General features: G+C 74.0%; 25 protein-coding genes. 9 read left to right on the top strand and 16 right to left on the bottom strand.

What is annotated here, in order from left to right; translation table 11 throughout:
• The gene (locus tag IRQ30_RS14445; protein WP_193613665.1) at positions 1 to 933 is read left to right on the top strand and encodes a hydroxymethylglutaryl-CoA lyase; all 933 of its coding nucleotides are present in this window, start codon (positions 1 to 3) and stop codon (positions 931 to 933) included.
• A gap of 4 nt (positions 934 to 937) precedes the next feature.
• Here IRQ30_RS14445 and IRQ30_RS14440 read toward each other — a convergent pair whose 3' ends face one another.
• From IRQ30_RS14440 to IRQ30_RS14395, 10 genes are all read right to left on the bottom strand, one after another.
• On the bottom strand, positions 938 to 1552 hold the full coding sequence (locus IRQ30_RS14440; protein ID WP_193613663.1) for a response regulator transcription factor: 615 nt from the start codon (positions 1550 to 1552) through the stop codon (positions 938 to 940).
• A complete protein-coding gene (locus IRQ30_RS24240) occupies positions 1549 to 2670 on the bottom strand; it encodes a sensor histidine kinase (protein WP_338089711.1) in 1122 nt (373 codons plus the stop codon). Before IRQ30_RS24240 ends, IRQ30_RS14440 begins: the two co-directional genes overlap by 4 nt.
• 20 nt (positions 2671 to 2690) lie before the next feature.
• Complete coding sequence (locus IRQ30_RS14430) at positions 2691 to 3473, bottom strand: ABC transporter permease (RefSeq protein ID WP_193613661.1); 783 nt, start codon at positions 3471 to 3473, stop codon at positions 2691 to 2693.
• Positions 3470 to 4414, bottom strand: a complete 945-nt coding sequence (locus IRQ30_RS14425; protein WP_193613659.1) for an ABC transporter ATP-binding protein — start codon at positions 4412 to 4414, stop codon at positions 3470 to 3472. The genes IRQ30_RS14430 and IRQ30_RS14425 overlap by 4 nt, the downstream gene beginning before the upstream one ends.
• Before the next feature lie 77 nt (positions 4415 to 4491).
• Complete coding sequence (locus tag IRQ30_RS14420; RefSeq protein ID WP_193613657.1) at positions 4492 to 5247, bottom strand: TSUP family transporter; 756 nt, start codon at positions 5245 to 5247, stop codon at positions 4492 to 4494.
• Complete coding sequence (locus IRQ30_RS14415; RefSeq protein ID WP_193613655.1) at positions 5244 to 6212, bottom strand: 2-hydroxyacid dehydrogenase; 969 nt, start codon at positions 6210 to 6212, stop codon at positions 5244 to 5246. The genes IRQ30_RS14420 and IRQ30_RS14415 overlap by 4 nt, the downstream gene beginning before the upstream one ends.
• Entirely contained in the window at positions 6209 to 7534 is a 1326-nt protein-coding gene (locus IRQ30_RS14410; RefSeq protein WP_193613653.1) for an enolase C-terminal domain-like protein, read from the bottom strand. The genes IRQ30_RS14415 and IRQ30_RS14410 overlap by 4 nt, the downstream gene beginning before the upstream one ends.
• Positions 7531 to 9018, bottom strand: coding sequence for an aldehyde dehydrogenase (NADP(+)) (locus IRQ30_RS14405; RefSeq protein ID WP_193613651.1), 1488 nt, complete (start codon positions 9016 to 9018; stop codon positions 7531 to 7533). Before IRQ30_RS14405 ends, IRQ30_RS14410 begins: the two co-directional genes overlap by 4 nt.
• A 32-nt stretch (positions 9019 to 9050) precedes the next feature.
• Positions 9051 to 9965, bottom strand: coding sequence for a 5-dehydro-4-deoxyglucarate dehydratase (gene kdgD / locus IRQ30_RS14400; protein WP_193613649.1), 915 nt, complete (start codon positions 9963 to 9965; stop codon positions 9051 to 9053).
• A gap of 115 nt (positions 9966 to 10080) precedes the next feature.
• Positions 10081 to 10989, bottom strand: a complete 909-nt coding sequence (locus IRQ30_RS14395) for a LysR family transcriptional regulator (RefSeq protein WP_227467613.1) — start codon at positions 10987 to 10989, stop codon at positions 10081 to 10083.
• 121 nt (positions 10990 to 11110) lie between these two features.
• On the opposite strand from IRQ30_RS14395, the gene IRQ30_RS14390 reads away from it, so the two are divergent.
• Genes IRQ30_RS14390 through IRQ30_RS14370 form a run of 5 tightly spaced genes read left to right on the top strand, consistent with a single transcriptional unit; the run spans position 11111 to position 15915 of the window.
• Entirely contained in the window at positions 11111 to 12115 is a 1005-nt protein-coding gene (locus IRQ30_RS14390; protein WP_193613646.1) for a Bug family tripartite tricarboxylate transporter substrate binding protein, read from the top strand.
• A 46-nt stretch (positions 12116 to 12161) separates the two neighbouring features.
• The gene (locus tag IRQ30_RS14385) at positions 12162 to 12695 is read left to right on the top strand and encodes a tripartite tricarboxylate transporter TctB family protein (RefSeq protein ID WP_193608227.1); all 534 of its coding nucleotides are present in this window, start codon (positions 12162 to 12164) and stop codon (positions 12693 to 12695) included.
• A gap of 18 nt (positions 12696 to 12713) precedes the next feature.
• A complete protein-coding gene (locus IRQ30_RS14380) occupies positions 12714 to 14261 on the top strand; it encodes a tripartite tricarboxylate transporter permease (RefSeq protein WP_193613644.1) in 1548 nt (515 codons plus the stop codon).
• Complete coding sequence (locus IRQ30_RS14375) at positions 14258 to 14653, top strand: universal stress protein (protein ID WP_193613642.1); 396 nt, start codon at positions 14258 to 14260, stop codon at positions 14651 to 14653. Before IRQ30_RS14380 ends, IRQ30_RS14375 begins: the two co-directional genes overlap by 4 nt.
• A complete protein-coding gene (locus IRQ30_RS14370) occupies positions 14650 to 15915 on the top strand; it encodes a glucarate dehydratase family protein (RefSeq protein WP_193613640.1) in 1266 nt (421 codons plus the stop codon). The genes IRQ30_RS14375 and IRQ30_RS14370 overlap by 4 nt, the downstream gene beginning before the upstream one ends.
• A 2-nt stretch (positions 15916 to 15917) precedes the next feature.
• Here the strand turns inward: IRQ30_RS14370 and IRQ30_RS24235 are convergent, their stop codons facing one another.
• Together IRQ30_RS24235 and IRQ30_RS14360 are read right to left on the bottom strand one after the other, a co-directional pair.
• Entirely contained in the window at positions 15918 to 16613 is a 696-nt protein-coding gene (locus IRQ30_RS24235) for an FCD domain-containing protein (protein ID WP_193613638.1), read from the bottom strand.
• Positions 16610 to 17731, bottom strand: a complete 1122-nt coding sequence (locus tag IRQ30_RS14360; protein WP_193613636.1) for an L-talarate/galactarate dehydratase — start codon at positions 17729 to 17731, stop codon at positions 16610 to 16612. Before IRQ30_RS14360 ends, IRQ30_RS24235 begins: the two co-directional genes overlap by 4 nt.
• A gap of 72 nt (positions 17732 to 17803) precedes the next feature.
• Here IRQ30_RS14360 and IRQ30_RS14355 point away from each other — a divergent pair, with 72 nt between their 5' ends.
• The 3 genes from IRQ30_RS14355 to IRQ30_RS14345 are packed head-to-tail and all read left to right on the top strand — an operon-like array spanning position 17804 to position 21467.
• Positions 17804 to 19039 (top strand): alpha-hydroxy-acid oxidizing protein, encoded by a 1236-nt coding sequence (locus tag IRQ30_RS14355; RefSeq protein WP_193613634.1) that lies wholly within the window; start codon positions 17804 to 17806, stop codon positions 19037 to 19039.
• Positions 19040 to 19049: 10 nt separating this feature from the next.
• A complete protein-coding gene (locus IRQ30_RS14350) occupies positions 19050 to 19958 on the top strand; it encodes an AEC family transporter (protein WP_193613633.1) in 909 nt (302 codons plus the stop codon).
• A 21-nt stretch (positions 19959 to 19979) separates the two neighbouring features.
• Positions 19980 to 21467 (top strand): FAD-binding oxidoreductase, encoded by a 1488-nt coding sequence (locus IRQ30_RS14345; RefSeq protein ID WP_193613631.1) that lies wholly within the window; start codon positions 19980 to 19982, stop codon positions 21465 to 21467.
• On the opposite strand, the gene IRQ30_RS14340 is transcribed toward IRQ30_RS14345, so the two are convergent.
• From IRQ30_RS14340 to IRQ30_RS14325, 4 genes are all read right to left on the bottom strand, one after another.
• Complete coding sequence (locus tag IRQ30_RS14340) at positions 21349 to 23475, bottom strand: MMPL family transporter (RefSeq protein ID WP_193613629.1); 2127 nt, start codon at positions 23473 to 23475, stop codon at positions 21349 to 21351. The two genes, IRQ30_RS14345 and IRQ30_RS14340, sit on opposite strands and share 119 nt — an antisense overlap.
• Positions 23476 to 23550: 75 nt before the next feature.
• Complete coding sequence (locus IRQ30_RS14335; RefSeq protein ID WP_193613627.1) at positions 23551 to 24213, bottom strand: response regulator; 663 nt, start codon at positions 24211 to 24213, stop codon at positions 23551 to 23553.
• A complete protein-coding gene (locus IRQ30_RS24230; RefSeq protein ID WP_193613626.1) occupies positions 24210 to 25379 on the bottom strand; it encodes a histidine kinase in 1170 nt (389 codons plus the stop codon). Before IRQ30_RS24230 ends, IRQ30_RS14335 begins: the two co-directional genes overlap by 4 nt.
• A 61-nt stretch (positions 25380 to 25440) precedes the next feature.
• A partial coding sequence (locus IRQ30_RS14325; RefSeq protein ID WP_193613624.1) for a PH domain-containing protein occupies positions 25441 to 25944 on the bottom strand: 504 nt, incomplete at its 5' end.

The raw sequence follows: 25944 nt of genomic DNA, 5'->3' as shown, positions 1-25944 counted from the left end.
GTGAGCGACTCCAGCACCCGAGGCCCGCACGTCCAGCGCGAGCCCGGCCTCCCCGAGCGGGTGAACGTCTACGAGGTCGGAGCCCGCGACGGCCTCCAGGCCGAGTCCGGGCTGGTCCCGACCGCCACGAAGGTCCAGCTCGTCCTGGACCTGCGGGCCGCGGGCCTGTCCCTCGTCGAGGCCACCAGCTTCGTCTCGCCCACCTGGGTGCCGCAGCTCGCCGACGCGGCGGAGGTGCTGGCCGGTCTGGGCGACGACCTCACGGCGTACCCGGTGCTGGTGCCGAACCAGCGAGGTCTCGACCGGGCGCTGGCGTCGGGCGCCCGGTCGGTGGCGGTGTTCGTCAGCGCCACCGAGACGTTCGCCCGCCGCAACCTCAACGCCGGACGCGACGAGGCGCTCGAGGCGGCCCAGCGGGTCACGCAGTCGGCGCTCGCGGAGGGGCTGACGGTGCGGGGCTACGTCTCGATGTGCTTCGGCGACCCGTGGGAGGGAGCCGTCGCGGCCGAGACCGTCGCCGACGTGTCGCGGGCCTTGGTCGACGCCGGGGTCCACGAGGTGTCGCTCGGCGACACGATCGGGGTCGGCACCGCCGGCCAGGTCGGCCGGCTGGTCGAGGCGCATGCCTCGGCCGGGGTCGGCGCCGACCTGCTGGCGCTGCACTTCCACGACACCTACGGGCAGGCCCTCGCCAACGTCCACGCCGGGCTGCACGCCGGCGTCACCTGCTTCGACTCCTCCGCGGGCGGCCTCGGCGGCTGCCCCTTCGCCGGGTCCGCCACCGGCAACCTCGCCACCGAGGACCTGCTGTGGATGCTGGCCGGCCTCGGCATCGAGACCGGCGTCGACCTGCCTGCGGTCGTGGCCGTCGGCCGTCGGATGTGCGACCTGCTCGGCCGTCCGCGCTCACGGGTGGCCGCCGCGCTGGCCTGAGCGCTCAGAGCCAGCCGTTGTCGTCGGCGATGCGGACGGCCTCGGTGCGGTTGGCGGCGAGCGTCTTGCCGATCGCCGCGGACAGGTGGTTGCGGACGGTGCCCTCGGAGAGGTGGAGCTGGCGGGCGACGGCCGCCACGGGCGCTCCGCCGCGCGAGGCCCGCAGCACCTCGGCCTCGCGGTTGCTGAGCGGCGACTCCCCGGCGGCGAGGCTGTCGGCCGCGAGGGCGGGGTCGACGACGCGGAGGCCGGCGTGCACCCGGCGCACGGCGTCGGCGAGCTGCGCCGCGGGGGTGTCCTTGACGACGAAGCCGGAGGCCCCGGCCTGCATGGCGCGGCGCAGGTAGCCCGGGCGGCCGAACGTCGTCACCACGAGCACCCGGGTGGTCGGCAGCGCGACGCGCAGGGCGGCGGTGGCTTCGATGCCGTCCATGCGGGGCATCTCCACGTCGAGCAGGGCGACGTCGGGTCGGTGCTCGAGCGCGGCCGGGACGACCTCGTCGCCGGCGCCGACCTCGGCGACGACCTCGAGGTCGGGCTCGAGGCCGAGCAGCGCCGACAGGGCGCCGCGCACGAGCGCCTGGTCGTCGGCGAGCAGCAGCCGGATGGTCCCGCTCATCCGAGCACCACCTGGAGCGAGAAGCCGGGGGAGAGCCGCTGGGTGACGACCGTGGCGCCGATCGCGCCGGCCCGCTCGCGCAGGCCGAGCAGCCCGGAGCCCGGGCCGTCGGAGGTCGAACCGTCGCCCGACCCGTCGTCGCGGACCTCCGCGCCGGTGGCGGAGAGCCGCACCTCGCAGGTGCGGGCACGGGAGTGGCGCACGACGTTGGTGACGCCCTCGCGCACCGTCCAGGCGAAGAGCTCCCGGGCCTCGGTCGGCACGTCGTCGACGGAGCCGGGCAGCACGGCGTCGATGCCGGCGGCCTCGAGCACCATGCGGGCGCGGGTCAGCTCGGCGGGGAGCGTGACGTCGCGGTAGCCCGTCACCGCACGGCGTACGTCGGCGAGCGCGTCGCGGCTGAGCCGCTCGAGGTCGGCGACCTCGGCTCGGGCGCGGTCGGTGGCCACGGAGGAGTCGCTCTGCAGCAGGCGCCCGGCGAGCTCGGCCTTGACGGTGATGACGGTCAGCGAGTGGCCCAGGATGTCGTGCAGGTCGCGGGCGAAGCGGCTGCGCTCGTGGTCGACGGCGAGGCGGGCGTTCTCCTCCTGGACCTGGAGGAGCTGGTGGTTGCGCGACACGATGGTGCGCACCCCCAGCACGGCCACGGAGGCGGCGAGCACGGCGAACACCAGCTCGGTCGGGCTCCGGGAGTCGGTGACCTGGAAGAGCACCATGTCGGCGACGACGAGCGCGGCCACCACCGGTGCCGCCCGGCGCACGGGCAGCACCATGACCGCGTTGACCGCGATGAAGGGCGAGCTGGCGGCACCGGACGTGCCGATCAGGGCGACCATCGCCACGCCCAGCGCGGTCAGCACGCCGAGGTGGGCCAGCGCTCGGGGGAGCCCGGGACGTCCTCGCATCCGGCGACCGTCGCCGGTGCCGAGCCACAGGCTGAGGTAGACCGACGCGAAGACCAGCGTGGCCGCGATGCCCAGCGCGCCCCGCAGCTCGTCGCGGTCGGCCCAGGCCTCGGTCAGCGGCGGGACCAGGAAGAACAGCCAGATGCCGGCGAAGAACGGGGCGGCCCGGCCGATGCCGGCGCCGGCCTGCGCCGGCTCGGTCGCGGTGCTCACGCTCGTCACCGTAGTGCCGCTCAGACCCGTGCGGTGTCGCGGCTCATCCGCCACGCCGCCCCGGCCACGAAGACCACCAGCCAGCCGACCGCGTTGGGCACCGCGCCCCAGGCCAGGTCGCCCGTCAGCGGGGCGCGGCTGATCTCCGCGACGCCGAACATCGGGGTCCACTCCGCGATCCGGTAGACCAGCGAGCTCTCGTCCATGGGGATGAACACGTTGCCGAGGAAGGCCAGGATCGCCAGGCCGGGGCCGAGGACCTGCATGGCGTTCTCACCCGGCATCAGGTAGCCGACGAAGACGCCGAGCGCCGCGAACACCAGCACGCACAGCAGGGTCAGCGCCCCGCAGGCGAGCCAGGTGCCGACCGCCATCAACGGCTTGCCCTGCACCACGCCCACGAGGTTGACCGTCGTGATGGCCACCGCGCCCAGAGCCAGTGCGACCAGCGTCTTCGTCACGACGTACGCCGCCGGGTGCAATGGCGTCAGCCGCAGCTGGCGCGACCAGCCGAGGGCGCGCTCCGCGCCGACCGAGGCGCCGCTGGACGCGGCGATCAGCGCGGCGCCGTAGAGCGCCATGGAGACCAGGACGTAGGCGGCGACGTTGCCGTTGCCGACGCTGTGGTCCCAGTCGGACTGGGTGCCGAAGGAGAGGAACAGCGCCGCCGGGAAGACCAGGCTGAAGAAGAGCGTGCGCCGGTTGCGCAGCATCCGTCGCAGCTCCAGGCCGAGCACGGTGGGGTTGAAGCCGCCGAGCGGCGGCACGCGGCGGCCGGTCGTGGGGCTGGTGGTGGTGCTCATGCGGGACGCTCCTGGGTGAGGGTGAGGAAGGCGTCCTCGAGGCCACGCGCGGTGATCTCGAGGTCGCGGGCGGGGGTGTGGGTGAGCAGGTGGCGGGCGACGGCGTCGCTGTCGTCGGCGTGGACGATCACGTGCTCGCCGCGGACCTCCACCGAGTCGACGCCGGGCAGGTCGTGGAGCGAGGCGAGCACGGCGGGCGACGGCGCCGGCAGGGTGGCGCGGACGATGCGCCCGGACGCCAGCGCGCGCACCTCGGCGCTGGTGCCGTCGGCCACGATCCGGCCCTGGGCGACGAGCACGATCCGGTCGGCGTACTGGTCGGCCTCCTCGAGGTAGTGCGTGGCGAAGACGACCGTGCGGCCCTGCGCGGCGTCGCGGCGCACGGTCGACCAGAAGGAGCGCCGCGCCTCGACATCCATGCCGGTGGTGGGCTCGTCGAGCAGGAGGAGGGCCGGGTCGGGCAGCAGGGCGAGCGCCACGCGCAGCCGCTGCTGCTCCCCGCCCGAGCAGGCGGCGACGACGCGGCCGGCGATCCGGGTGATGCCGGCGTCCTCCATCACGGCGTCGACCGGCCGGGCGTGGGGGAACAGGCTGGCGACGTAGTGGACGGTCTCGCGCACGGTCAGGTCCTGCAGCAGGCCGCCGGACTGCATGACCGCCGAGACGAGGCCGCGGGCGACCGCCTCCCGGGGCTCGAGTCCGAGGACCTCGACGGTGCCGCTGGTGGGCCGGCCGAGGCCGAGCACCATGTCGAGCGTGGTGGTCTTGCCCGCGCCGTTGGGGCCGAGGAAGGCGACGACCTCGCCCGGCTCGATGCGCAGGTCGATGCCGCGCACGGCGTGGACGTCGCCGAAGCTGCGGGTGACGCCGGACAGGAGCAGGGCCGCGGGGCGGGGCTCGAGGGCGGGGGGCCGGACGTCGCCGGCGAGGGTGGTGGTCATGCCTCCAGCGTCGTCGCGGCGGTGCCCCGTCGCCTCGCCCGAGCGTCACGGGTCCGGCGTGACAATTGTCAGGCGGCTCAGGCGAGGAGCAGGTACGCCGCCAGCCCGAGGCCGGCCAGCCCGATGCCGATCCGCAGCGGCTTCTCGGGGAGCACCCGCACGAGCTGCGGGCCGATCCAGCCGCCGACCAGCGACCCGCTGGCGAGGGCGGCCGCGGCGGCCCAGTCGACGGGCGCGACGACCATGTAGGCGAGCGCGGCGACCAGGTTGGCGGTGCTGGTCGTGACGTTCTTGACCGCATTGGTGACCGCCAGCGGCTCGGTGGTGCGCAGGGCCAGCGCGGCCAGCATGATGATGCCGGCGCCCGCGCCGAAGTAGCCGCCGTAGACGCCGATCGAGGCGACCACGAGGTGGCCGCGCCAGCGGCTGGCGGTCGTCGGCTCCCGGCGCCGGGCGAGCGACCAGGCCCGCAGCCGGTCGCCGAGGAGCAGCAGCAGCGCTCCCAGCGCGACCAGCCACGGCACGACCGCCTCGAAGACCGACGGGTCCGTGACCAGCAGCAATGTGGCGCCCACCGAGCCGCCGGCGCCGCACAGGACCATCAGCGTGCGCAGGCGCCGCCACTGCCCGACCAGCTCGCGTCGTGAGCCGATCGTGGTGCCGACCGCGTTGCCGAGCATGGACGTCGTGTTGGTGACGTTGGCGGCCAGCGGCGGCAGCCCGGTGGCCAGCAGCGCGGGATAGCTGATCAGCGACGCCAGCCCCGCGACCGACCCCGTGAGTCCGGCCCCGACCCCGGCGAGCGCGACGAGCAGCGCCTCGCCGGTGCTCACCCGCGGGCGGAGGAGGCGAGCAGCTCGGGCACGGGGGTGAGGAGCTCCCCGCGCGCCAGCCAGCTCTCGAGGTTGTCGAGCGTGAGCCGCACCATCGCGGCCCGGGTCTCGACGGTGCCGCTGGCCAGGTGCGGCAGCAGCACCACGTTGTCCAGGTCGAGCAGGGCCTGGGGGACGTGTGGCTCGTCGGCGAAGACGTCGAGCCCGGCGCCGGCCAGACCGCCGGAGAGGAGAAGGTCCACGAGAGCATTCTCGTCGACGACCGATCCGCGGGCGACGTTGACCAGGAACCCGTCGCTGCCCAGGGCCTCCAGCACGTCGCGGTCGACCAGGTGCGTGGACGCCGGCCCGCCGGAGGTGGCCACCACGAGCAGGTCGACGGCCTCGGCGAGCGCGACCGGCGTCAGCGCGTAGTCGTACGGCGAGCCGTCGACCCGGTGCCGGGAGTGGTAGCTGATCTCGCAGCCGAAGCCCTCGAGCCGCTTCGCGATCGCGATCCCGATGCGGCCGAGGCCGAGGATGCCGACGCGCGCGCCGGAGACCCGCCGGGTCAGGGGGTAGTCGCCGCCGGTGGGCCACGCGCCCCGGCGCACGTACCGGTCGGCGGCCGGCAGCCCGCGCATGACGTCGATCGCCAGCCCCACGGCGGTGTCGGCGACGCAGTCGGTCAGCACGTCGGGCGTGTGCGACACCGCGACCCCGCGCTCCATGGCCGCGGCGACGTCGGTCGTGTCGTAGCCGACGCCGAAGCTCACGATCGCGGTCAGGCCCGGCAGCCGCTCCATCAGCGCCCGGTCGACGCCGAACCGGCCCGAGGTGACGACCGCGGTCACCTGCTCGCCGTGCTCGGCGAGGTAGGCGTCGCGCGCGGCGTCGTCCGTGGGCAGCACGTCGGCGTCGTACGTCGCCACGAGCTGCTCGGCCAGGGCGGGCTTGAGCGCGCCGACCTGCAGCACGCGCGTCATGCGCGCACGAGGCAGGGGAGCTTGGGGTCGAAGCTCCAGCCCGGCACGAGGTACTGCATCGCGATCCCGTCGTCGCGCGCCCCGAGCCCGTGCTCGCGGTAGAGCTCGTGCGCGGCGGCGACCTTGTCGCGGTCGAGGCGGACGCCGAGGCCCGGCGTCGTCGGCACCTCGATCGCACCGTCGCGGATCTGCGGCGGCTCCTGGGTGAGGCCCTGGCCGTCCTGCCAGATCCAGTGCGTGTCCAGGGCGGTGATCTCGCCGGGAGCGGCCGCGCCGACCTGGGTGAACATCGCCAGGGAGACGTCGAAGTGGTTGTTGGAGTGCGAGCCCCAGGTGAGGCCGAAGTCGTGGCAGAGCTGCGCGACGCGCACCGAGCCCGCCATCGTCCAGAAGTGCGGGTCCGCGAGCGGGATGTCGACGGCGTCCGTGCGGATCGCGTGCGCCAGCTGGCGCCAGTCGGTGGCGATCATGTTGGTGGCGGTCCGCAGGCCCGTGGCCCGCTTGAACTCCGCCATCACCTCGCGCCCGGAGTAGCCGCCCTCGGCGCCGCACGGGTCCTCGGCGTAGGCCAGGACGTGGTCCTGGCCCTTCAGCAGCCGCACGGCGTCGGCGAGCAGCCAGCCGCCGTTGGGGTCCAGCGTGATCCGCGCGTCCGGGAAGCGCTCGTGCAGCGCCGTGACCGCCGCGACCTCCTCCTCGCCGGGCAGCACGCCGCCCTTGAGCTTGAAGTCGGTGAAGCCGTAGCGCTCCTGCGTGGCCTCGGCCAGACGGACGACCGCCTCGGGGGTGAGCGCCTGCTCGCGCCGCAGCCGCTCCCAGTCGTCGGCGCCGTCGGGCTCGCGCAGGTAGGGCAGGTCGGTCGCGTCGGGGTCGCCGACGTAGAAGAGGTAGCCCAGCATCGGCACGTGGGTGCGCTGCTGGCCGTCGCCGAGCAGCTCGGCCACCGGCACGCCCTGCTCCTGGCCGGCCAGGTCGAGCAGCGCCGACTCCACGGCGGTGACGGCGTGCACCGTGGTGCGCAGGTCAAAGGTCTGCAGCCCGCGTCCGCCGGAGTCGCGGTCGGCGAAGCGCCGGGCGATCTCGCGCAGCAGCGACCGGTACGTCGCCACCGGCCGGCCGACGATCAGCTCGGCCGCGTCGGCGACGGTCGCCCGGATCGCCTCGCCGCCGGGCACCTCGCCCAGCCCCTCGCGGCCCTCGCTGTCGGTGACGATCACGAGGTTGCGGGTGAAGTACGGCGCGTGCGCCCCGCTCAGGTTGAGCAGCATCGAGTCGTGTCCCGCGACCGGGACGACCTCGACCTGCGCGATCGTCACGGTCATGGCAGCTGGAGGTCGCCGTCGACCAGGCGCGCCAGGCCCCACGGGTTGTCGTCGCGCACGGGCTCGGGCAGCACCGACGCGGGCACGTCCTGGTAGGCCACCGGGCGCTGGAAGCGCTCGATCGCCAGGCTGCCCACCGAGGTGGTGCGCGAGTCGGACGTCGCCGGGAACGGGCCGCCGTGCACCATCGCGTGGCCCACCTCGACGCCGGTCGGCCAGCCGTTGAAGAGGATCCGGCCGACCTTGAGCTCGAGCACCGGCAGCAGCGCGCGGGCCGCCTCGGCGTCGGCGTCGGTCGCGTGGATCGTGGCCGTGAGCTGGCCCTCGAGCCGCTCCAGGTGAGGGATCAGGTCGGCCGCGTCGTCGAAGCGGACGACCACACCGGAGTAGCCGAACACCTCGTCGATGACCGGCCCGTCGAGCGTCGTGGCCTCCACGAGCTGCGGGGCGGGGGCGTCGGTCCCGGCCTCGTCGCCCTGGGCGACGACGCGCACGCCGCCGGCGGTGCGCAGGGCGTCGGTGCCGGAGCGGTAGGCCTCGGCGATGCCCGGGGTGAGCATGACCGCGCCGCTCGCCTTCGCCACGGCCTCGCCGGCGGCCGCGAGGAACGCGTCGCCCTCCGGGCCGGTGGGCAGGAAGAGCAGGCCGGGGTTGGTGCAGAACTGGCCGGCACCCAGCGTGAGGGAGCCGACGTACGCCGTCGCGAGAGCGGTGACGTCGCCGCCGAGCGCGCCCGGCAGGACGACGACGGGGTTGATCGAGGACATCTCGGCGTAGACCGGGATCGGCTCGGGACGGGCGGCCGCGGCCGCGACGAGCGCGAGCCCGCCACCGCGGGAGCCGGTGAAGCCGACGGCCTTGATGCGCGGGTCGGTGACCAGCGCCTCGCCCAGCTCGTAGCCGGGGCCGAGGAGGAAGGAGAAGGTGCCGGCCGGCAGGCCGCAGGAGGCGACGGCGCGGCCGACGGCCTGGGCCACGAGGTAGCCGGCCATCGGGTGGGCCGGGTGGCCCTTGACCACCACGGGGCAGCCCGCGGCCAGCGCCGAGGCGGTGTCGCCGCCGGCGGTGGAGAACGCGAGCGGGAAGTTGCTGGCGCCGAAGACCGCCACCGGACCCAGCGGCACCTGGCGCTGGCGGATGTCGGAGCGGGGCAGCGGTGCGCGGTCGGGCAGCGCGGGGTCGATGCGCACGCCGAGGTGGTCGCCGCGACGGACGACGCCCGCGAAGAGGCGCAGCTGCCCGGTGGTGCGACCGACCTCGCCGGTGATCCGGGGCACGGGCAGGTGGCTCTCGGCCACGGCCGCCTCGATGATCGCGTCCTTGTCGGCCTCGATCTCGCCGGCGACCGCCTCGAGGAAGGCGGCGCGCTGCTCGGGGGTGGTGGAGCGGTAGCCGGCGAAGGCCTCCGCGGCGGCCGTGGTGGCGGCGCTGACGTCGGGCTGGTCGGCGTCGACGCCGGCGATGATCGAGCGGGGCTCAGTCATGTCGTCCTCTCGGGAGGTCGTGCGGTGGGGGATCAGGAGATGCGGGCGATCAGCTCGCCGAGCTCGGCGACCTCGTCCTCGCGCAGGTCCGTGAGCGGCGGGCGGACCGGGCCGGCGGAGCGTCCGATGGCCTTGAGGCCACCCTTGACGATCGAGACGGCGTACCCGGGGGTGCGGTCGCGGATGTCGAGGTAGGGCAGCACGAAGTCGTTGAGACGACGGTAGACCTCGTCGCGGTCCTGGGCGCGCACGGCGTCGTAGAACTCGATCGCCCAGGCGGGCGCGAAGTTGAAGAGGGCGGAGGAGTAGGTGCTCACGCCGAGCTGCAGCAGCGGCAGGGCGAAGGTCTCCGCGGTCGGCAGGCCGCCGACGTAGATGAGCCGGTCGCCGACGCGGGCGTAGGTGCGCGTCATCTGCTCGATGCTGCCGACGCCGTCCTTGAAGCCGATCAGGGTCGGGTTGCGCTCGGTCATCTGGGCGACGGAGACGTCGTGGAAGACGGCGTTGGCGCGGCTGTAGACGACCACGCCGAGACCGGTGGCCTCGCAGACCCGGCTGACGTGCTCGACGAGGCCGGCCTGGCTGGCCTCGGTGAGGTACGGCGGCATCAGCAGCAGGCCGTCGGCGCCCGCGGCCTCGGCGGCCTTGGCCTGCGCGATGGCGTTGTGGGTGCTGCCGGAGGCGGGGGCCAGCACCGGGACAGCCCCGTTGACCTCGGAGACGGCGGCCCGCACGACGCGGTCGGTCTCCTCGAAGGTCAGCGAGAAGACCTCGCCGGTCCCGCCGGCGGCGAACAGGCCCGCGACCGGGTGCTCGGAGAGCCAGGCGACGTGCTTGCGGTAGCCGCCCTCGTCGACCTCGAGGTCGTCGGTGAAGTGCGTGACCGGGAAGGAGAGGAGGCCGCTCTTGAGCTGGGCGGCCAGGTCGGTGGGGGTGTAGTCGGTCACGAGGGTTCCTTCGTCGCGGGGGGAGTGACGACCACCACGCTAGGAACTCCGTCGATGCCTGTCCAAGCCCGTTTTTGCATTCAGCGATGCCCGGAGAGCATCCACCGGAACGGGCTCACGGCACCGCCGAGTCGATCGCGTCCAGCACTCGGCGCACGACGGGGGAGACGCCCCGACGCGACCAGATGGCGTGCAGCTCGACCGGCCGCTCGGGGTCGGCGTCGAGCCGGGTGTCGCCGCCGCCGTGCGCGAGCTCGCGGAACACCACGCCCTCGACGTGGAGCGAGGCGGCCGACGCCGGTGCGAAGGCCAGGCCCCGCTCCGCGGCGGCGAGCAGGATCGCGGTCAGGACCTGGTGCACGCGCTGCTCGATGCGGGGGTGGGCGTTGGCCAGGAAGCGCACGGCCAGCTCGGCGAAGTAGCGCGACTGCTCCGGGTGGTAGCCGATGACGGCCTGCCCGTCGAAGTCCTGCGGCGTCAGGGGACGGTCGAGGCCGGCCAACGGGTGCGCCTCGGGCAGCACGGCCATCAGCGGCTCGCGCACGACGACCCGTGAGGAGAGCAGGGTGGTGTCGAACGGCGGACGGGCCAGGCCGATGTCGAGCTCGCCGCGGCGGATCCCGTCGACCTGCGCCAGAGTCACCCGCTCGGAGAGGCGCACCTCGACGTCGGGCAGCTCGGCGGTGAGGCGGCGCAGCAGCGGGCCGAGGACGGCGATCGCGGAGACGGCGGTGAAGCCGAGCCGCACGATGCCCGCGGCCCCGGCGTCGACGCGGCGGGCCAGGTCGCCCGAGCTCTCCACCAGGTTGAGCATCCGGTAGGCCTCGATGAGGAACGCCGCCCCGGCCCCGGTCAGGGCGACGCGGCGGTTGTCGCGCTCGAGCAGCCGGGCGCCCACCGCCTTCTCGAGTCGCTGGATCTGGCGGGACAGGGGAGGCTGGGTCATCTGCAGCCGTTCGGCGGCGCGACCGAAGTGCAGCTCCTCCGCGACGGCCACGAACACCCGGACCTGGTCGAGGGTCATCACGATACCGAGAGTAGATCACTCCATGCCCAAACGGGCTTGGACGGGCATCGTGGATCGTCCTTAGTGTCAGTCGTCACAAGGAGTACGACCGGAGCACGACCCCCCAAGGAGCCACATCATGCGCAACTCCACCACCACCTGCCTGGCGGCGCTCGCCGGCGTCGCGAGCCTGGCGCTCACCGCCTGCGGCGGCGTCTCCAACACGGCCGGCGGCGGCAGCGACTCCGGCGAGTACCCCCAGGGCGCGGTCGAGATGCCGGTCGGCGCGTCCGCCGGCGGCTCCTCCGACCTGATCAGCCGTCAGATCTCCGAGGGCCTCTCCGACGAGCTCGGCGGCTCCTTCCCGGTGATCAACCGCGAGGGCGCCAACGGCGCCCTGGCCGCGGCCGAGGTCGCGAAGGCGGAGGCCGACGGCTCCACGATCTCGGTGCAGAACGCCTCGCTGTTCGCGATCACCCCCCTCGCCGTCGCGGAGGACGAGGTGACCAGCATCGACGACTTCGAGGTCGTCCAGGGCGTGTCCCGCGACGACTACGTCCTGGTCGCCAGCAAGGGCAGCGGCTTCACGTCCATCGACGACTTCGCCAAGGCCAAGGACAAGATCACCTACGGCACGACCGGTGTCGGCACCGGCGCCCAGCTCGCCTGCGCGCTGACCTACAACGTCAACGACACCGACGCGGAGGCGATCCCCTTCGACGGTGGCGCTCCCGCCCTGACCGCCCTGCTCGGCGACCAGGTCGACACCGCCTGCCTGCAGGTCGGCGAGGCCATCGAGAACATCGAGGCCGGCAAGATCGTGCCGCTGTCGGTGTTCGGTCCCGAGCGCGTGGAGTTCCTCCCCGACGTGCCGACCGCGCAGGAGCAGGGACTCGACGTCGAGGTCTCGCAGTACCGCTTCATGACGGTGCCCAAGGGCACCCCGCAGGACGTGCAGGACGCGATCGCCGAGGCGATGCAGGCGACGTTCGAGAAGGAGGAGTACCAGGCCTTCAACAAGCAGAACAACCTGACGCCCCTGGAGATCTCCGGCGACGAGGTCCTCGCCATGCTGGAGGAGGACAAGCAGCGCTACGCCGACCTGGTCGAGGAGTACGGCATCGACCTGGGCGACGCCAGCTGACGTCCAGCCCCCACCAGCCACGAGACAGCCCAGAGGACGAGGGACCATGAGCGAGCGCGACACCCGCACGGACGGCGAGCCCGACATCCTGGCCGAGCTCCAGGCCGAGGTCGCCCAGGACTTGGCCGACGAGCGCCCGCCCGTCGGCGGTCCGGCCTACCAGGTCGTGGCCGCCCTCGTGGTCCTCGCCTTCGGCGTCGGCGGGGCCGTGCTCGCCCACGGCTACGGGCTCGGGTCGCTGAAGCGGCCCGGGCCCGGGCTGTGGCCCTTCGCGGTCTCGATCGTGATCGCGGTGCTCGCCGTGGTCCTGCTGGTCATCGGACGCACGCTCGACGACGCCGAGAAGTTCACCAAGGCCAGCTTCCTGGTCCTGGCCGGCGGCGCGACCTTCGTCGGGCTCGGCATCCTGCTGCCCACGATCGGCTTCGAGATCCCGGCCGTGCTGCTCGGCATCGTGTGGCTGCGCTTCCTCGGCGGTGAGTCGTGGCGCAGCACGATCGTCATCTCGATCGCCACGACCGCGGCGTTCTACCTGCTCTTCCTGTACGCCCTGAAGATCCCGCTGCCCCACCTGTTCTGATCCCGAGAGGAGACCCCGATGGACTGGAACGCCTTCCTCGACGGCTTCGCGGTCGTGACCGAACCGACCAACCTGCTCTACTGCCTGATCGGCGTCCTGATCGGCATGCTCATCGGCGTGCTGCCGGGCCTCGGCCCCGCCGCGACGATGGCGATCCTGCTGCCCATCGCCTACAACGCCGGCGACCCGGTCTCGGCGATCATCATGCTGGCCGGCATCTACTACGGCGCCCAGTACGGCGGCACGATCACCTCGGTGCTGCTGCGCATCCCCGGTGAGGCCAGCTCGGTGGTGACCGTCTTCGACGGCTTCGCGCTGGCCAAGCAGGGCAAGGCCGGCACCGCCCTCGGCGTCGCCGCCATCGGCTCCTTCTTCGGCGCGACCGTCTCGATCATCGGGCTCACGCTGCTCGGGCCGATCGTCGCGAGCTACGCCCTCGACTTCGGTCCTCCGGAGTACGCCGCGCTCGCGCTGCTCGGCGTCCTGCTGGTCGCCACCGTCGGCAACGGCCACACGGTCAAGGCCCTGGTCGCGGCGGCCGTGGGGCTCCTGCTGGCCACCGTCGGCAGCGACACCTTCACCAGCGCCAACCGCTTCACCTTCGACAGCCTCGAGCTGCAGGGCGGCATCGACTTCGTCGTCGTGGCCATGGGCCTCTTCGGCGTCGGCGAGATCCTCTACAACCTCGAGGAGCGGCACGGCAAGATTCACGTGCCCGCCGCGATCGCCAACATCTGGCCCTCGCGCAAGGACCTCAAGCAGGCCTCGCCGGCCATCGGCCGCGGCTCGGTCATCGGCTTCTTCCTCGGCGTGCTGCCGGGCGGCGGCGCCGTCATGGCCTCCCTCGCTGCCTACGCCGCCGAGAAGCGAGTCGCCAAGGACCCCTCGCGCTTCGGGCGCGGCGCCATCGAGGGCGTCGCCGGCCCCGAGTCGGCCAACAACGCGGCGGCCACCTCGTCCTTCATCCCGCTGCTCACGATCGGCATCCCGGCCAACGCCTCGATGGCGATGCTGTTCGCCGCACTGCTCGTCGTCGGCGTCACGCCCGGCCCGCAGCTCATCGACGAGAACCCCGAGCTGTTCTGGGGCGTCATCAACTCGATGTACATCGGCAACCTGATCCTGCTGGTCCTGAGCATCCCGCTCGTCGGCATCTTCGTGAAGATCCTGCGGGTGCGCCCGGCGATCCTGGCCCCGATCACCGCCCTGATCACGATCCTGGGCGTCTACACGATCAGGAACTCGGTCTTCGACATCTTCCTGATGATCGGCTTCGGCATCCTGGGCTACCTGATGAAGAAGACCGGCTTCGAGCCCGGACCGCTGGTGCTGGCGTTCGTCCTCGGGTCGCTGATGGAGTCGAGCTTCCGCCGCTCCATGCTGCTCTTCGACGGCGACGCCACGGGGTTCGTCACCCGGCCGATCTCCGGGACGATCCTGGCCTTCCTCCTGCTCGTGCTGCTGCTCCCGCTGCTCAAGAGGCTGCTGCGGCGCCGCGTCACCGAGACCACCACGCCTGACCACCACGACCACGACGACCACGACGAGAGAGCTGAGCTGCGATGACCGTCCTCATCGGCTACGTGCCCAACCCTGTGGGAGAGGCGGCCCTCGAAGCCGGCCTCGCCGAGGCCGCCGTCCACGGCGACGACGTGGTGATCCTCAACAGCCCGCGCCGTGGCTCGACGGTCGACGCCGACCTGGTCGACCAGGACACCGACGCGGCGCTGGTCGCCCGGGCGGCCGCCGCCGGCGTCACCGCCCGGGTCGACCACGCCGAGCACGGCTCCGACGTGGTGGCGACCTTCGAGTCCGTCGTCGCGGCGACCGGCGCGCGCCTGATCGTGATCGGGCTGCGTCGCCGCAGCCCCGTGGGCAAGCTGGTGCTCGGCAGCGACGCTCAGCGGATCCTGCTCGAGGCCAGCGTCCCGGTGCTGGCCGTCAAGCCCACCGCATGAGCGCATCGCGCGTCAGCCGGGTCGTCGTGACCCCGGTCGCCTTCGGCGACCCGCCGCTGCTCAACGTCGTCGGCGTGCACCAGCCATGGGCGCTGCGCGCCATCGTCGAGGTGCACACCGACTCGGGCCTGCTCGGACTGGGGGAGACCTACGCCGACGAGACGCACCTGGCCCGGCTGGAGGCCGTCGCCGCGGTGCTGCCGGGCCACGACCCCTACGACCTGCACGGCCTGCGCCGTCTGGTCGAGGGCGTCCTCGGTCGCGAGACCGGCGGGGCCGGCGCGTCCTTCGGCGGGATGCTCGACGTGTCCTCGGCGCTCGCCACGGTCTACTCGCCCTTCGAGGTCGCCTGCCTGGACCTGCAGGGCCGCGAGGTCGGCCGGCCCGTCAGCGACCTGCTCGGCGGCGCGGTCCGCGAGCGGGTGCCGTTCAGCGGCTACCTGTTCTACAAGTGGGCAGGCCACCCCGGTCTGCCCGACGACGCGTGGGGCGAGGCGCTCGACCCCGACGGCATCGTGGCTCAGGCCACGCGCATGGTCGACGGGTGGGGCTTCGGCTCGCTCAAGCTCAAGGGCGGCGTCTTCACCCCCGACGAGGAGTGCGCGGCCGTCGAGGCGCTGCGGGCGGCGTTCCCCGACCTGCCGCTGCGGCTGGACCCCAACGGCGCCTGGACCCCCGAGACGTCCGTGCGCGTGGCCGAGCGGCTGGCCGGCGTCGTGGAGTACCTCGAGGACCCGACGCCCGGCATCGACGGCATGGCTTACGTCGCGGCGCGCACCGACGTGCCGCTCGCGACCAACATGTGCGTGATCGCCTTCGAGCACCTCCCGCCCGCGGTGGCGGCCGACGCCGTGCAGATCGTGCTGTCCGACCACCACCTGTGGGGAGGGTTGCGCGCCTCCTCCCTGCTGGCGGGCATGACCGACACCTTCGGCATGGGGCTCTCGATGCACAGCAACTCCCACCTCGGCGTCTCGCTGGCGGCGATGGTGCACCTGGCGGCCGCCACGCCCAACCTCACCTACGCCTGCGACACCCACTACCCGTGGAAGACCCAGGACCTGGTGACGCCGGGCGTGCTCGACTTCGAGGGCGGCTCCGTGGCGGTGCCGACCGGGCCCGGCCTGGGCGTCGAGCTCGACCGCGACATGCTCGGCGTGCTGCACGAGCAGTACCTCACGTGCGGCGTGCGCCGCCGGGAGGACACCGTCTACATGCGCTCGATCGACCCGTCGTTCTCGCCCAACACCGCGCGCTGGTGACCTCAGGCTGAGCGGCTGCCGCCCGACAGCAGCCGCCGGCGGGTGTTGCCGAGGTGGACACGCATCGCCGCGCGCGCGGTGTCGGCGTCGCCGGCCAGCACCGCGGCGCCGACGTTGTCGTGCTCGCGCCGGACCCGCTCCACGTGGGCGGCGTCGGTGTGCGAGAACTCGTCGGGCAGGCGCGTGCGCGGCAGCATGATCATCATCGGCCCGAGCGAGTCGAGCAGGTCGAGGTAGAAGCGGTTGCCCGTGGCGGCCGCGACCGCGCGGTGGAAGGCGAAGTCGGCCTCCACCGCCTCGCCGGGTGCCGCCACGGAGAAGGCCTCCAGCGCCGCCCGGACCTGCTCCGCGCCCTCGGCCGTGCGGTGGGTGGCCGCGAGGTAGGCGGCCTCGCTCTCGATGCCGAGGCGGAAGTCGAGCATCGCCAGCACGTCGTGCTGGGTGCGGATGGCCGAGGCCTCCACCCGGAACGTCGTGGGCTCCGGCACCGCCAGCACGAACGAGCCGCGTCCCTGGAAGGTCTCGACGAGCCCCTCGGCGCGCAGCCGGGTCACCGCCTCGCGGACCACGGTCCGCGAGACGGCGTACTCGTCGATGAGGTCGGCCTCGGAGGGCAGCTTCTCCCCGGGCGCGAGCGTGCCGTCGAGGATCCGGGACTTCAGACCCGCGACGACCCGCTGGGCGAGCGTGGTGGTCACGCGCCGAAGGTAACCGTGTCCTCGGTGTGGGAGCGCATCGACTCGCTCAGCGTGAAGCCGAGACCCGGGCGGTCGGGCACGAACATCCGGCCGTCGCGGATGTCGATGCGCTCGTCGAAGAGCGGGTTGAGCCACTCGAAGTGCTCGACCCAGGGCTCGGTCGGGTAGGCCGCGGCGAGGTGGAGGTGGATCTCCATCGCGTAGTGCGGCGCGAGCGCGAGCCCCGCGTGGGAGGCAAGGGTGGCGAAGCGCAGGAACGGCGTGATGCCGCCGATGCGCGGCGCGTCCGGCTGCACGATGCCGCGGTAGCCCGCGTCGATAAGCGCCATGTGCTCGGGCACGGAGGTCAGCATCTCGCCGGTGGCGATGGGGGTGTCGAAGGTGCGCGACAGGTCGGCGTGGCCGACGGCGTCCCAGGCGTCGAGGGGCTCCTCGATCCAGACCAGGTCGAACTGCTCGAGCTCGCGGCACATGCGGCGGGCGCGGGCGCGGTCCCACTGCTGGTTGGCGTCGACCATGAGCGGGGTGTCGCCGAGGTGCTCGCGGATCGCGGCCACGCGGCGCAGGTCCTCCTTCCAGTCCGGCTGGCCGACCTTGATCTTGATCCCGCCGATGCCGGCCTCCAGCGAGGCGGTCGACTTCTCCTTGATCTCCTCGACGGAGGCCTGGAGGAAGCCGCCCGAGGTGTTGTAGACGCGGCAGGAGTCGCGGTGGGCGCCCAGCAGCTTGGCGAGCGGCAGGTCGGCGCGGCGGGCCTTGAGGTCCCACAGCGCGACGTCGAGCGCGGCCACGGCCTGGGTGGCGACGCCGCTGCGCCCCACCGAGGCGCCGGCCCACATCAGCGACTCGTAGACCTTGGCGATGTCGGAGGGGTCCTGGCCGATCGCGACCTCGGCGACCTCGGCGAGGTGGCGGTACTGCGCCGGGCCACCGGCGCGCTTGGAGTAGCTGAAGCCCATGCCCTGGTGACCCTGCTCGGTCTCGACCTCGACGAAGAGCAGGACGGTCTCGGTGAGCGGCTTCTGGCGGCCGGTGAGCACCTTGGCGTCGCTCACGGGGGAGGGCAGCGGCAGGACGACGTGGGAGAGCTTGAGGGAGCGGATGCGGTCGGCGGGCATGGGGTGGTCTCCTCGGAGGCGTACTTGTATGATGAGTAGAGAAGTTATCGTACGAGTAGCGAGGAGTCCAGGGTGCGCACGACCTCCGTCCCGACCCGGCGCCGCGTCCCGCGGTGGCGCGACGTCGAGCCCTTCCTCAAGACCCGGCCGGTGCGGGTGGGTGCGGCGGGACGCCTCTCCCGCTCGGTGAGTGTCGACGACCTCGAGCGGCTCGCGAGGCGCCGGGTGCCCGGCGCCGTCTGGGACTACGTGCACGGCGGCTCCGACGGCGAGCTGGCGATGACCCGCAACCGGCAGGCCTTCGACCGAGTGGAGCTGCGGCCCACGGTCTTCGGCCAGGTCGCCCAGCCCGACGTCTCCACGACGATCCTCGGCCGCCCGGCCGCCGCCCCGATCGTGCTGGCGCCCACCGGCTACACCCGGCTCAGCCACCACGCCGGCGAGCGGGCGGTCGCGGCGGCGGCGGCCGAGGCGGGACTGCCCTACACGCTCTCGACGTACGCGACGACGTCGATCACCGACACCGCGCAGGCCGCGCCGGGCGGCCGCAACTGGTTCCAGCTCTACCTGATGAAGGACCGGGCGGTGAGCCGCGAGCACCTCGACGAGGCGCGCGAGCAGGGCTACGAGGCGTTGATGCTCACGGTGGACACCGCCGTCACCGGGATGAAGCGGATGGACAAGCGCAACGGCTTCGCGATCCCGCCGCAGCTGACCGCGCGCACGCTCGCCGGCCTGGCGCGCCACCCAGGCTGGGTGGCGCACATCCTGAGCACGGAGCCGCTGCGCTTCGCGACCTTCCCCGAGGGCTCCACCTACGGTCGCTGGGGGATGTCCAACGAGCTGCGGGAGCAGGCGATCCGACCGCACGACATCACCGTGCTGAAGGAGCAGTGGGGCGGCCCGGTGGTGGTCAAGGGCGTCCTCTCGGTCGGCGACGCGCGTCAGGTGGTGGCCGCCGGCGCGGACGCCGTCGTGCTGTCCAACCACGGCGGCCGCCAGCTCGACCGGGCGCCGGTGCCGCTGGAGCTGCTGCCCGAGGTCGTGGACGCCGTGGGCGACCGGGCGGAGGTCTACGTCGACTCGGGCGTGCGCTCCGGCGGCGACGTCGTCGCGGCGCTGGGCCTGGGCGCGCGCGGCGTGCTCATCGGCCGCCCGTACCTCTACGGGCTGATGGTCGGCGGGCAGGCCGGCGTCTCGGCGACGCTCGACCTGCTGGTGGACGAGCTGCAGCGGGCGATGTGCCTGCTCGGCACGCCGGACGTCGCGAGCATCGGGCGCGAGCACGTGCGGCTGCGACCCGCGTGACGGGCCCGGCATGGGCCTGCTGACCGGCTTCACCACGATCCTCGCGGTCATCCTGTGCGGGATGTGGCTGGCCCACACCCGCGTGCTGGACGCGCGCTCCCAGCGCACGCTCGGCGAGATCGCGTTCTTCGTGGCGAGCCCCGCGCTGATGGTGACCACGATCAGCGAGGTGGAGTTCGCAGGAGCGGCGGCGAACCTGACCGCCTCGGCCGCCTCCCTGGCGGCGGCGTTCGGGGTCTACGTCCTGCTCGCCCGCCGGTGGCGCCAGGGCGTGGGCGTGACCGTGGTCGGCGCGCTCGCGTCGTCGTACGTCAACGCCGGCAACCTCGGCATCGCCATCGCGGCGTACGTCGTGGGCGACATCACCGTGGTCGTGCCGACCCTGCTGGTGCAGATGCTGGTCGTGCAGCCACTGGCCCTCGCGGTGCTGGACCGGCGCGCCGGGCGCGGCTCCGGCGCGCTCGCGATCGTAAGGCGGCTGGTCACCAACCCGCTGACCATCGCCGCGTCGGTGGGCGTGGTCCTGGCGGCCACCGGGTGGGAGCTGCCGCTGGTGGTCGACCAGCCGGTGCGGCTGGTGGCGGGCGCGGCGATCCCCCTGATGCTCATCTCCTACGGCGCGGCGCTGCGGCTCAGCCCGCTGCCCGGGCGCACCGGTCACACCCGCGAGGTCGTGGCCGTCTCGGTGCTCAAGCTCGGCTTCATGCCGGTGGTGGCCTGGGCCGTGGGCACCGGCCTGGGGCTCGACGGCACCGCCCTGCTCGGGGTCGTGCTGACCGCCGCGCTGCCCACGGCCCAGAACATCTTCCTGCACGCGACGCGCTACGACGTCGGCACCGATCTCGCCCGCGAGAGCATCCTGGTGACGACCGTGTGCAGCCTCCCGGTGGCGCTGCTCGTCGCCGTCCTGCTCGGCTGACCCCCTTCACGAGGACCCTCCATGACCACTGCCCCCTCCGCGCCCACCCCCGACCTCCTCGACCGGCTGCGCGAGCTGCTCGGGCCGCGCGGCGTGCTCACCGAGCCCGCCGACGTCGCGCCGTACGTCTCGGACTGGACCGGCGTCTTCGTCGGCACCGCCGCCGCCGTGCTCCGCCCCGCCGACACCGCCCAGGTGGCCGCGGCCGTCACCGCGTGCGCGGCCGCCGGCGTGGCCGTCGTGCCGCAGGGCGGCAACACCGGTCTGGCCGGCGGCTCGGTGCCGGACGCGTCCGGGCAGCAGGTCGTGCTGGTGCTGGACCGGATGCGCCGGGTGCGCGAGGTGGACCCGGTGGCCGACACGATCACCGTCGAGGCCGGCGTGGTGCTGGCCACGGTGCAGCAGGAGGCGGCGGCCGCCGGGCGGCTGTTCCCGCTGTCGCTCGGCTCGGAGGGCTCGTGCACGGTCGGCGGCACGGTGTCGACGAACGCCGGCGGCACGGCGGTGCTGCGCTACGGGATGATGCGCGACCTCGTCCTGGGGCTCGAGGTCGTGCTCCCCGACGGCCGGGTCTGGGACGGGCTGCGGCCGCTGCGCAAGGACAACACCGGCTACGACCTCAAGCAGCTCTTCATCGGCGCCGAGGGCACGCTCGGCATCGTGACCGCGGCCGTCCTGCGGATGCTGCCCGACACCCCGCGCCGCGCGACCGCGCTGCTGGCGCTGCCGTCGGTCGACGCGGCGGTGGCGCTGCTGCCGGTGCTGCGCGAGCACGGTGGCGGCGAGCTCACCGCCTGGGAGCTGCTGAGCCGTCAGGCCCTGGAGCTGGTGACCACGCACCTGCCGGGGGCGCGCGACCCGTTCGAGGGCCCGCACCCGTGGTACGGCCTGGTCGAGCTCGCCGGGTCGGCCGACAGCGTGGGGGAGCGGCTGGAGGAGGCGCTGGCCGCGGCCGTCGAGCAGGACCTGGTCGCCGACGCGGTCCTGGCAGGGAGCCCGGCCCAGCGCGCCGCCCTGTGGGCGCTGCGCGAGGGCGTCTCGGAGGTGCAGAAGTCCGAGGGCCCCTCGCTGAAGCACGACGTCACCCTGCCGATCGCCACACTCGCCGGCTTCGTGGCGCAGGTCGGGCCGGAGCTCGAGCAGGTGCTCCCCGGGGTGCGGCTGGTGACCTACGGCCACGTGGGCGACGGCAACCTGCACTACAACCTCAGCGGCCCGGTGGACGACCCGCTCGCGCTGCGCGCCGCCGCGCCCGCGCTGACCCGCACCGTCTACGACGCCGTGGCCGCGCTGGGCGGCAGCATCAGCGCCGAGCACGGGCTGGGCGCGCTCAAGCGCGACGCCGCCGCCGGCTACAAGTCGGAGGTCGAGGTCGACCTGATGCACGCCCTCAAGGCCGCGCTCGACCCGCGGGGGCTGCTGAACCCGGGCAAGGTGCTGGCGCCGCGACCCGGGGGCGGGCCAGCCACGACGGCGACCACCAGTTCGCGCGGCCCATCAGCGTCATGACGGCTGGCACGAGCAGCATCCTCACCACGGTGGCGTCGACCGCGACGGCCAGCGCCAGGCCGAAGCCCACCTGCTTGACCGGGGAGAACCCACCCGCGACGAAGGCGCCGAAGACCACGACCATGAGCAGCGCCGCGGCGGTCACGATGCGGCCGGTGGCCTGCAGCCCGACGACGACCGCCCGGTCGTTGTCGCCGGTGGCCCGCCACTCCTCGGCGATGCGACCGAGCAGGAACACCTCGTAGTCCATCGACAGCCCGAAGGCGATCGCGAAGACCAGCACCGGGGTGGTGATCGACAGGCTGCCGAGCGCCTCCGTGCCCACCAGGGCGCCGAGGTGGCCCTCCTGGAAGACCCAGACCAGCGCTCCGAACGTCGCCCCCAGGCTGAGCGTGTTCATCACGAGCGCCTTGAGCGGCACGACGACCGAGCCGGTGAACGCGTACAGCAGCACGAACGTCGCCAGCACCAGCACCAGCAGCGCCCACGGCAGCCGCGAGACGATCGCCTCTCGGTAGTCGTCCAGCTCGGCGGCGTCCCCCGTGACGAGCACCGGGGTGGGCGCCTCCATCGACCGGACGGCGTCCACGATGCCGGCCGCGCGTGCGGCCTCGTCGCCGCCAGCCTCCGGCACCAGCCGTACGGCGGTCAGGTGCGGCGCGTCCGCGGGCTGGACGTCCGCCACCCCGGGCAGCTCCTGGAGGCGCCGCACGTAGCCCGCGAGCTCGGCCTCCGACCACTCCTCCTGAGCGACCACCGTCACCTGCTCGGCGAGCGAGTCGGGGAACTGGGCGGACGCCAGCTCGGCCACCGCCCGGCTCTCCGACGACGCCGGCAGGGAGCGCTCGTCGGGCTCGCTGAAGCGTGCGCCTGCGAACGGCACGGCGGCGACGGCGAGCAGGGCCGCGCTGACGAGGGCGATCGCGAGGGGACGCCGGGTCACCAGGCGGGAGAGGCGCACGAACGCGCCGCGGTCGTGGCGCGAGGGCGGGGCCGGCCGGACCCGGTGCCCGGCGACGCCCAGCAGGGCCGGCAGCAGGGTGAGGGCCGCGACGACGTCCAGGACCACCACGGCGAGGCAGGCCAGGCCCATCGAGCGCAGGAAGTCGTCGGGGAAGACCAGCAGCGACGCGAGAGCGGCCGAGACGGTCGCGGCCGAGAACGCCACCGTGCGGCCGGCGGTCGCCATGGTCGCCACGACGGCGGTCTCCAGGTCGAGGCCGGCCGCCCGCTCCTCCCGGAACCGTGAGACGACGAGCAGCGCGTAGTCGACGGCCAGGCCGAGGCCCAGCATCGTGACGATGTTGACGGCGTAGACCGAGACGTCGGTGACGAGGCTGAGCAGCGTCAGGGTGCCGAGCGTCCCGGCGATGCCGGTCGCCGCGACGACCAGCGGAAGGCCTGCGGCCACGACGCCGCCGAAGAGCACCAGCAGCAGGACCAGCAGCACCGGCAGCGAGATGAGCTCGGCCCGGGCCAGGTCCGCGGCTGCCTGCTCGTCCATCTCGGAGTCCATCAGCGTCTCGCCGCCGACCAGGACGGTCGGTGCGTCGGCGGCGCGCAGCACCGACTCGACCTCGTCGAGCGCCTCCCACCCGGTCTCGGTCGGCTCCACGCGCACCGACACCGCGACGGCACGGCCGTCGACGCCGACGGCCTCGGCGTGCGGCCCGGCGCCGGCGGGGAGACCCGTCCACGGGGTGAGCACCTCCTCGACGCCCTCGATCGCCGCGACCCGGGATCCGAGCCGCTCGACCGCCGCCCGGGTCGCGGGCGAGGTGGCCGGCACGTCGTCCAGGACGGCGACGACCTCCGGGCCCTGAGGATCGGCGGCGCGCAGCAGCTGCGAGGCCCGGTCGGACTCGGTGCCGTCGACCGATCCGGCCTCGGAGCTGAGCCGGTCGAAGAGGCCGGGGGACAGGGCGAGGCCGAGCACGACGACGACGGCCCAGGCCGCGAGGACGCGGCGGCGGTGGCGCAGGCAGGTGGTGGCGAGTCGGGTGATCATGCGGCGACGCTAGGTCCGGACGGACCGGTCGCGGATCGCCCGTGGGAGCGGACCGTCCTCCCCCGTGAGAGGGAGTCAGCCGGAGGCGCCCGGCACGACCAGGCCGTGCTCGTAGGCGTAGATGACCGCGTGGATCCGGTCGCGCAGGGCGAGCTTGTGGAGCACGTTCCCGACGTGCGTCTTGACCGTGTGCTCGCTGACCACGAGCCGCTCGGCGATCTGGGCGTTCGAGAGCCCCTGGGCCAGCAGCCCCAGCGTGTCGCGCTCGCGTGCGGTGAGCCGCTCGACCCCGGCGGTGTCGGGGCCGGCCGGCCGGCGACGTACGAAGTCGGCCAGCAGCCGGCGCGTCACCGACGGTGCGAGCAGGGCGTCACCGCCGGCGACGACGCGCACGGCGGAGACCAGCTCGTCGCGGCCGACGTCCTTGAGCAGGAAGCCGCTCGCGCCGGCGTGCAGCGCGTCGTAGACGTAGTCGTCGAGGTCGAAGGTGGTGAGCACCAGCACCCGCACGTCGGGCTGGGCGGCGGTCACGGCCGCGGTCGCCGCGATGCCGTCCAGGTGGGGCATCCGGATGTCCATGAGCACGACGTCGGGCCGCAGCCGCGCGGCCAGGGCCACCGCCTCGCGCCCGTCGGCGGCCTCGCCGACGACCTCCAGGTCGGGCTGGGCGTCGAGGATCATCGCGAAGCCGGCGCGCACGAGGGCCTGGTCGTCGGCCAGCAGCACCCGGACGCTCATCGCGCGACCGCCGCGGACACGGGCAGGGACGCCGTGACGGCCCAGCCTCCCTCGGGGCGTGGCCCGGCCTCCAGCGTGCCGCCGACGAGCTGCACCCGCTCCCGCATCGCCGCGAGGCCGTGCCCGCCCTCGCGCCGCCGGACCGTCCCGCCCACGCCGTCGTCGACCACCCGCACGTGCAGGGCGCCGGCCCGCGAGCCCACCTCGACCGACACGTGGCCGCCGCCCGCGTGGCGCAGGCAGTTGGTGAGCGACTCCTGGACCAGCCGGTACGCCGTCAGGTCGACCGCCGGCGGGAGCGGGTCGTTCGGCAGCCGGACGGCGAGGCGCACGTCCAGGCCCGCCTCGCGGACCCCGTCGACCAGCCCCTGCAGCGCGCTGACGCCAGGCTGGGGCGCCAACGGCGCCGCGCCCTCCTCCCGCAGGACTCCCAGCAGCCGCCGCATCTCGGAGAGGGCCTGCTTGCCGGCGGAGCTGATCGCGTCGAAGGTCGCCGCCGCGCGGTCGGGATCGGTGTGCACGACGACCGGCCCGGCCTCCGCCTGCACGACCATCATCGAGACGTGGTGCGCCACGACGTCGTGCAGCTCGCGCGAGATGCGGTTGCGCTCGGCCGCCACGGCCGCCTCGGACTCGGCGGCCCGCGCCCGCTCCAGCTGGGCGGCGCGCGCCTCGGCCTGCGCCGCGCGGTCGCGGCGGCTGCGCGTCGCCTCGCCCAGCAGCCACGCCGTCGACATCAGGAGCACCGAGACGCTCAGGTCCTCCGCGTCCCACTGCGGCCAGTCGACCACGAAGACGGCGGCGACCCCGGCGACCGCGAAGGCACCGGCTCCGTTGGCCCAGGCGCGCGGCGCGTAGGCGGCCACGGTGTAGAGCGAGACCAGCGCCGCGTAGGGCACGGGCGGGTCCGGGAGGTCGGTGATTCCGTAGACCATGGTGGCCACGCCCGTCGCCAGGGGGGCCACGAAGGGGAACAGCCGCCGCACCGCGAGCGGGGCGCACTGAGCCGCGACGATCCCGTAGGCCCACCACCCGGCCGGGGGGCACCCGCACCCGTCGTCCATGCGGAGCAGCGGCAGCAGCGACAGGACGCCCACGACCGTGGCGACGAACGGGTCCAGCAGCGGGTCCAGCCGCCGGCGCCACGGGTCGAGGTCGATCGTCACCCGGGCAGTCTGGCAGCCCACCGCCCCTGCGCGACTCCCTCGCGCGAGGGATCCTCGGCGCTCAGGCGAGGAACTGGCGCACCACGTGGGGGAGCGTCTCGGCGGCCAGGGCGACGGCGAGCGGCTCGGGGACGTCGATCACGGTGACCGACTGGGGCCCGCCCGCGGTGGTCGCGACCAGCGAGGTCAGCCCCAGGCGGCGCTGGAACCACGTGGCACGCAGGTTCCACCCGATGACGTGGTCGACCTCGAGGTGGTCGCGGCGGCGGGCGAGCGTGCCCGACCGGGCGACGACGTGGCCGTCGGCGAGCGCGTGGCCGAGACCGCGGGCGCGGTCGGCGGCCAGAGGGAGGGCGAGCAGCGGCAGCACCAGGACGGGCAGCACCGACCACCACGGCGCCCCGAGGGCGAGCGGCACCGCGGCCACCGCGGCGGCGAGCACGACCGCCGTACCGACGGCACGGGTGTAGCGGCGCCGCGAGGCGGCGGGACCGTGGCGGGTCAGCTCCGCGCGCACCGGGGCGTCGGTGCCGAGCACGGCCGCCCCGGCGCGCTGCACCACGGC

Source organism: Nocardioides lijunqiniae (assembly GCF_015024225.1).
In the GTDB taxonomy this organism is placed as follows: Bacteria; Actinomycetota; Actinomycetes; order Propionibacteriales; family Nocardioidaceae; genus Nocardioides; species Nocardioides lijunqiniae.
The sequence above is the reverse complement of the archived record's forward strand: the minus strand, read 5'-3'. Positions and strand labels throughout refer to the sequence as shown.